This window comes from Nocardiopsis listeri NBRC 13360, from assembly GCF_001570765.1.
GTDB classification, from domain to species: Bacteria; Actinomycetota; Actinomycetes; order Streptosporangiales; family Streptosporangiaceae; genus Nocardiopsis; species Nocardiopsis listeri.
On record NZ_BCSH01000073.1, the window covers coordinates 1 to 7338 of the forward strand.

5 protein-coding genes are annotated in these 7338 nt (G+C 69.0%); 4 read left to right on the forward strand and 1 reads right to left on the reverse strand.

What is annotated here, in order from left to right; all coding sequences use genetic code 11:
* Positions 1–48: 48 nt before the first annotated feature.
* The gene (locus tag NLI01S_RS20365) at positions 49–2169 is read right to left on the reverse strand and encodes a bifunctional metallophosphatase/5'-nucleotidase (protein WP_067607011.1); all 2121 of its coding nucleotides are present in this window, start codon (positions 2167–2169) and stop codon (positions 49–51) included.
* Between the two features lie 287 nt (positions 2170–2456).
* Between NLI01S_RS20365 and NLI01S_RS20370 the strand changes: the two genes are divergently transcribed.
* From NLI01S_RS20370 to recD2, 4 genes are all read left to right on the forward strand, one after another.
* The gene (locus tag NLI01S_RS20370) at positions 2457–3008 is read left to right on the forward strand and encodes a hypothetical protein (RefSeq protein ID WP_067607013.1); all 552 of its coding nucleotides are present in this window, start codon (positions 2457–2459) and stop codon (positions 3006–3008) included.
* Between the two features lie 77 nt (positions 3009–3085).
* Positions 3086–4156, forward strand: a complete 1071-nt coding sequence (locus NLI01S_RS20375; RefSeq protein ID WP_067607016.1) for a hypothetical protein — start codon at positions 3086–3088, stop codon at positions 4154–4156.
* A gap of 120 nt (positions 4157–4276) precedes the next feature.
* Positions 4277–4669, forward strand: a complete 393-nt coding sequence (locus tag NLI01S_RS20380; protein WP_067607018.1) for an MmcQ/YjbR family DNA-binding protein — start codon at positions 4277–4279, stop codon at positions 4667–4669.
* 56 nt (positions 4670–4725) lie between these two features.
* Positions 4726–6933 carry an SF1B family DNA helicase RecD2 gene (recD2, locus tag NLI01S_RS20385; RefSeq protein WP_067607020.1) on the forward strand — a complete coding sequence of 736 codons (2208 nt, stop codon included), beginning with the start codon at positions 4726–4728 and terminating at the stop codon, positions 6931–6933.
* The last annotated feature ends 405 nt before the right edge of the window (positions 6934–7338 follow it).

Sequence of the window (7338 nt, forward strand, 5' to 3'; positions counted from 1 at the left end):
GTCCGGAACGCGTTCCGGACGGGCCGCACCTGGTCATGACGGGAAGGGTCAGGCGTCGAGCTTCCCGGCGTCGGGGGTCGTGGCGCGCTTGCGGCCGAGGTAGAGCGCACCGCCACCGGCGCCCACCGCCACCAACGCGGCGATGATCAGACCGGTCAGGGCACCGCCGGTGAGCGGCAGGGAACCCTTGTCGTCCTTACGGTCGCCGTCGGCACCGCCACCACCGCCGTCAGGGCCCTCGCCCGGGACGTCGGACGGGCTGGGGGAGGGAGACGGTCCGGCGCCGTCACCGTCCTCGTCGTCACCGTCCTCGCCGTCGTCACCACCGCCGTTTCCGGGCGGAGCGGTGGCCTCGTCGCCGACCACGATCCGGCCGGAGCCGCCCTCGGGATAGTCCGTCTCGGTGATCTCACCGGTCAGGGTGTCGGACACGAACAGCTCCAGCGCGCCCTGGTAGGTGGAGCCCACCACGGTGAAGTCGGCGCCGCGGAACGGGTACATGTCGCCACCGCGGGCGGAGAAGTCGTTGGTGGCGATGGTGATGGGATCGCCGTCGACGACCTCGCCGTCATCGATGAGCACGGTTCCGTCGTGCAGGACCGCGTCGCGCACCCGTTCGCCCTCGCCCAGCACCTCGCCGTCCTCGTTCACCTCCTGCGCGGTCTGCTCGGGGTCGTAGGCGAAGTTGACCCCGCCGACCTGCATGAACCCACCGTTGGAAGCCGGGGCCTCGGACACGCCGTGTTCCAGCAACTCCTTGACCTGGGCGCGAGGCACGTTCGGCACCACCGCGACCTGGTTGGCGAACGGGGCGATGGAGTAGGTGTCCAACGCGCTGATCGTCCCGGCGGGGATCAGCGACGCGTTGCGAATGCCCCCGCCGTTCTGGATACCGATCTGCGGTTCGGGAACCCCGTACTCCTCGGCGTTACGGGCGCCGGTGTCCATGAGGGAATCCGCCATCAGGTCGCCGAGGTTGGTCTCCTGGGTACGCACACCCGGGTCCTGGCGGCCTTCGAGAGCGACCTCGCTCCGGGCGACGTCGGTCTCGGCGAGCTCGTCGACGTATTCGGAGACGGGCTTGGTGACCTGGGCGTCGACCTCGGGGTCCGGCTCCACGGAACCATCGACCACGACCGGGCCGGAACGGTCGCCGAGTGAGACGACGTCGCCGTCGGCGTCGAAGTTGATGACCAGACGGCCCACGTACTTGTAGTTGGAACCCGCGGTGACGATCGGGACCTCGGCGCCCTCGGGGTTCCGCGCGACCAATGGGTAGGAGAGGGGCTCACCGGTACCGGGGTGGACGGTGACCTCGTCGTCCGGGACCAGCGCGTCGCCCTCGTTGGCCATCACCTCGTGACCACCACCGGCGACGATGGCGTCGATGCCGGTCAGCTCCTGCGCGACCCGCTCCTCGAAGGTGATGTTCTGCAGGTGGGAGATCATGATGATCTTGTCGACGCCCTCGCCGGAGAGCCGGTCGACCTCGGCCTGGACCGGGGCGACGACCTCGTCGACCACCACATCGCGTGAACTGGTGATGGTGGCCAGGTCCGGGTAGAGCGCCCCGACGATGCCTACCTGCTCGCCCTCGACGTCGACCACGGTGCTCGGCGTGATCCGACCGGCGGCCTCGTGCGCGGCGAGCGCGGGCTCGGCGGACACGTCCACGTTCGCTGCCACCACGGGGGTCGATTCGGGCAGTCCGTCGATGAAGTCCGCGTACAGGTCCGGGCCGAAGTCGAACTCGTGGTTGCCCATGGAGACCGCGTCGTACCCGGCGTGGGAGGCGGCGATCGCGTCGTAGAAGGGCGCGCCGTCCTCCTGGGAGGCCGCGAACTCCGGTCCGGGCAGGTACATGTCACCGGAGTTGACGGTGACCACGCCGCGGTTGTCGGCCTCGCCGTCCTCGGCCTCCTCGCCGGCGCCCTCGCTCGTGCGCAGTTCTCGCAGGAGCGTGGTGAAGCGCGCGGCTCCGCCGTGATCCGGGTCGGCGGGTGCGTTCAGCAGGGCCGACTCGGGGTCGTTGCCGTGCAGGAGGGTGAGGGTGAAGGCCGCGTCATCGGTGGTGTCCATGGGCGCGGAGGCGCCGGCGGCGGGCGCGAAGGGTGCCACCAGCGCGCCGGTCAGGAGCAGTGCGCCGGACGCGCGCACGAGTCTGGACATGGCTTGTGTGACTCCTTAGGGGGATCGGCGGGGACGCCGTCGTGCGACGACGGAAGCGGAGTTCGTTCACCATAAGGGGGAGGAGGGCGTGCGGGCATGGACGCCGGGGTTACGATTTGCAGAACCTCCCGTGTTCGCCGGAGGTTCTCGACATCGCGGGATCGCCCTGGGTGACGCGTTCCGGTCTCGTTGGTCGGCTACCGCGACCTTGCTCGTGGCCCTCGGGGTGCGACCCCTCTACCATGGAGGGGAAAGTCGGTCCCGATCACTTCCCTCGGAGGGCGTCCGTGTTTTCCTCTGGCCAGGACCCGTACGACCCGAAGCAGGGCGGGGTCCCGCCGCAGCACGGGATGCCGGACTTCAACGCCCACTTCGAGGCGCTGAGTCCCGACGCCCCCATGCCGAGAAAGGTGACCACCACCCGGACGCTCATGTTCATCGGTGGTGTGTCCGGCCTGCTGCTGGCCCTGCTCTTCCTCATGGGCCTGGGAGCGCCGGAGGAGGCGATGAACGAGGCCCTCGACCAGCAGTCCGCGTACTTCGCGGCCGAGGGCGTCGAGATGAACATCGACGCCGCCATGATGCGTTCGATGATGGTCGTGATGGCGCTGATCACCGGGCTCTACGGCGGGCTCTCGATGCTGCTTGGAACACGCCTGCGCCGCCGTACCGTCGGCGTCTACTGGGGCACCGTGCTCTTCCAGGGGCTGGCCGGGCTCATCCTGGGCTGGGGCCTGTTCCACGGTGAGTTCCTCATGCTGGTGCCGCTGGGCTTCACCGTATGGATGCTGAGCAACATGCTCTCCAGGGAGGGGCGTGCCTACTTCGGTCTGCTCTGAAGTCGGCCGTGGCGCGGAGGTTCGGGCGGCTCGGTGGTAGGAATGCGTTGACCATCCGGCCGTGAGGACCCCCCACCTTGAAGCTCGTGCTCTCCGATCACTCCACCATCGAAGTGACCCCCGCGATGCTCCGTTCGTTACGTGAGGCCACGCTCGTCCCGGGCACCGCGGATTCCTGGCTACCCGGGCCGGCCGCCCCCAGCACCGAGGCCGACCTCATCCGGTGGGGCCTCCTCGTCAACGACTCCCGGGGCACACCCGTCCTCACCACGCGCGCGATGGAGGTTCGGGAGCGGGTGGCGGACGGGTCGCCCGGAACGGCGGGCTCCGGTGACCGGGCCTCGATCGACCCCGAACTGGGTATGGAGGGCGTGCGCCGCCTGGCCTCGGCCCTTAACCGTGTCCCTTCCGACGGTGACGCGGACCCCGCTCCCTCGGATCAGGGCCCCTACCGCCCGCTGCTGCTGGTGCTGTACGCGCTGGGCTGGTGCGCGCTCCTGAGGATCGCGCTACCCGGTATGTCCACTCTGCTCTCCGTCCTGGTCTGTGTCTTCGCGGTCCTCTCGGTGGGAGGTTCCGCCCTGTACACGCAACGACGGAACCAGGAGACGTCGGCGGCGGATCCGCGACGGATCGTCGCCGAGGCCCAAGGCAGGTACGTCGTCCCCGGGATGCTCGACGAACCGGCGGTCGCGCTCTTGACGCGTACCCAACGGGCGGTGGACACCGTGCTCGGTTCCCGCCTGAGCGACGAGGTGTTGCGCGATCCGATCCGGGACCGGGTGGTGCTCGGTGAGACCGAGTGGGCCCTGGCCACCGCCCTGCGCCGCCAGTCCGAGCTGCGAGGACGCATGGACGTGGCCCCCACCGCCGGTGGCCGCGGACAGGAAGCCGCCGAACGCGCCGCGGACGCACTCGCCCGGGACGTCGCCCGGGCCGAGGAGCGGATCCGGCTGCTGGAACGCTACGCCGACCTGATCCGCGCGGCCGAGGCCGAGGAACGCGACCTTCGCGCGGCCAGGGAACTGGACGGCATCGCGGTGGAGGCGGTCGGCGCGGAGGCGGGGGATCCCGAACTCGAAGCCCTGGTACGTGCCCAGGAGATGGCCATGCGCGTGGCCGAACTCCCCGACCTCGATCGCGACTGATCCCGGAGGTCGACGGCTTCCGGTGGCACCGGTCATTCACAGGTTCCGGAACGGCGCTCCCGGCTGTCATCGCTTTCTGGCAGGCTCTAAGAGGACGAGACGGCGAGAGGGAAGGCGCGTATGACACCGGAACAGTTCATCGACGCGGCCCTGTGGTTCCCCGAGACCGACGAGAGCGAACCCTTCGGCCCCGGCCCCCTCGTCTACAAGATCTCCGGGCAGAAGATGTTCGCGCTGCTCGTCCCATCGGAGCCGGCGGTGGTCAACCTCAAGTGCGACCCGGAACTCGCCCTGGAGCTTCGTGCCGAGTTCTCGGCGGTCACCCCCGGTTGGCACATGAGCAAGCGGCACTGGAACTCGGTGCGGCTGGACGGCGGTGTTCCCGACGACGAATTCCTGGAGATGCTCGAACACTCCTACCGGTTGGTCGCCCGCGGCCTGCGCCGGCCCGATCGTGATCGGGTGCTCGCCGTCCTGGGCGAGGAGTCGCCGACCATCGACGCCCGGAACTGAGGAAGGAGGAGTGCCCGGTGTCCGAACCATCCCGGTCCACCTCAGGCGGACAGGCGGTGGTCCAGGGGGTCCTGGAACGCGTCACCTACGCCAACGAGGAGAACGGCTACACCGTCGCCAAGATCGACACGGGTCGAGGCGGTAACGACCTGCTCACCGTGGTCGGTTCCCTGCTCGGGGTCCAGCCGGGTGAGGCGCTGCGGCTGCGCGGCCGTTGGGGCTCCCACCCCCAGTACGGCCGTCAGTTCCACGTCGACGACTACACCACCGTGCTGCCCGCCACCGTTCAGGGCATCCGCCGCTACCTGGGTTCGGGATTGATCAAGGGCATCGGCCCGAAGATGGCCGAACGCATCGTCGAGCACTTCGGTACCGACGCCCTCGACGTCATCGAGGAGGAACCGAAACGGCTCATCGAGGTTCCGGGCCTGGGTCCCAAACGCACCAGGCTCATCGCCGACGCGTGGGAGGAACAGAAGGCCATCAAGGAGGTCATGGTCTTCCTGCAGGGCGTGAACGTCACCACCTCCCTCGCGGTGCGCATCTACAAGAAGTACGGGGACGCCTCCATCGAGGTGGTGCAGAAGGAGCCCTACCGGCTGGCCTCCGACGTGTGGGGGATCGGCTTCAAGACCGCCGACACCATCGCCCAGGCCGTCGGTATCCCGCACGACAGTCCGCAACGGGTCATGGCCGGCATCCAGTTCACCCTGTCGGAGTCGAGCAACGACGGGCACTGCTTCCTGCCGGAGGAACGGCTCATCTCCGCCGCGGTGAAGATCCTCCAGGTGGAGACCGGACTCGTCATCGAGTGCGTGGCCCGGTTGGTCGCCGAGGAAGGCGTGACCCGCGAGACCGTGCCCGGGCCCGAGGGAGAACCCGTACGCGCCATCTACCTGCTGCCCTTCCACCGCGCCGAGATGGGCCTGGCCGCCGGGCTGCGCACGTTGTTGGCGGGCCCCGAGGAGCGCATGCCGGCCTTCACCGATGTGGACTGGCCGGTGGCGTTGGACTGGCTCGACCGGCGTACCGGCGCCTCCCTCGCCGAGGCCCAGCGCGAAGCGGTCAAAGAGGCGCTTTCGCGGAAGGTGTGCGTGCTCACCGGTGGCCCCGGCTGCGGCAAGTCCTTCACCGTCTCTTCCATCGTCACCATGGCGATGGCCAAGAACGCCAAGATCATCCTGGCCGCACCCACCGGTCGCGCCGCCAAGCGCCTCACCGAACTCACCGGTCACGAGGCCGCCACCGTGCACCGTCTGTTGGAGTTGCGCCCCGGTGGAGAGGCGGCGCACGACCGCGACAACCCCCTCGACTGCGACATGCTCGTGGTGGACGAGGCATCCATGCTGGACCTGATCCTGGCGAACAAGCTGGTCAAGGCGGTCCCGCCCGGGGCACATCTGCTGTTCGTCGGCGACGTCGACCAGCTGCCCTCGGTCGGTGCCGGCCAAGTCCTGCGGGACCTGTTGGACGAGGGTTCGCCGATTCCCAACGTGCGCCTGACCCACGTGTTCCGCCAGGCCCAGCAGTCCGGCGTGGTCACCAACGCGCACCGTGTCAACCAGGGAGAACCACCGCACTTCCAGGGGATGGACGACTTCTTCCTCTTCCCCTGTGAGGACGCCGACTCCGCCGCCGAGATGACCGTCGACGTGGTGGCGCGCCGCATCCCTCGCCGGTTCGGGCTCGATCCGCTCCGCGACGTGCAGGTCCTGGCCCCCATGAAGGGTGGGCCGGCAGGCGCCACCAACCTCAACACCGCCCTGCAACAGGCGCTGACCCCCTCGGGGGATCGTGTGCCGGAACGTCGCTTCGGCGGCCGGATCTTCCGGGTCGGCGACAAGGTCACCCAGATCCGCAACAACTATGAGAAGGGGCGCAACGGCGTCTTCAACGGAACCCTCGGAGTGGTCACCGGTCTGGACTCCGTCGCTCAGGAGATGACGGTGCGCACCGACGAGGACGAGGAGATCACCTACGACTTCGCCGAACTCGATGAGCTCACGCACGCCTACGCCATCACCGTGCATCGCTCCCAGGGCAGCGAGTACCCGGCGGTGGTCGTCCCCGTCACCACCAGTGCGTGGATGATGTTGCAGCGCAACCTGCTCTACACCGGCATCACCCGCGCCAAGAGACTGGTGGTGCTGGTGGGCTCCCGTCGGGCCCTGGCCCAAGCGGTCCGCAACGCCTCCTCCGGCCGTCGACACACCGCGCTCGCCCATCGGCTGCGTCGCGGTAACGACACCGAATCGGTGTTCTGAACAACCCGGTCCGTGCCGAAAGTCCGGTTCGGGACGTGAAGAGGACCAAGACCTTAGTCGGAACCGCCCCATGGGACGCTTCGGGTGCATAGGATCTCGCACGGTCGACCCCGTCGAAGGGAATCCGTTCCAGGGGGTGGCCACCGGACCATCACCCAGGCGGACGCTCTGTTCACTCCCCCCGGAGAGCGTCGCCGAACCGGGTGCCGGCCCTTGGATGGGCCGGCACCCGGTCTGACGGCCCGGCGGTCTGACGGCCCGGCGGCCCGGCGGCCCAGCGGTGCCCGCGACGGACGGTTTCCGGTCGCATCACCGTTCCCTACATGAGTCATCCCAGGGGTGGGCGTGGTGGTTGTTGGGCGTCGTTTGGGCGTGTGGGTGGGGCGCCTCGGGCCAGGAGCTTTG

Excerpts from the sequence above, each read along its gene's own strand:
- NLI01S_RS20365 (WP_067607011.1), bottom strand. The coding sequence starts at position 2,169 with ATGTCCAGACTCGTGCGCGCGTCCGGCGCACTGCTCCTGACCGGCGCG.
- NLI01S_RS20380 (WP_067607018.1), top strand. The coding sequence starts at position 4,277 with ATGACACCGGAACAGTTCATCGACGCGGCCCTGTGGTTCCCCGAGACC.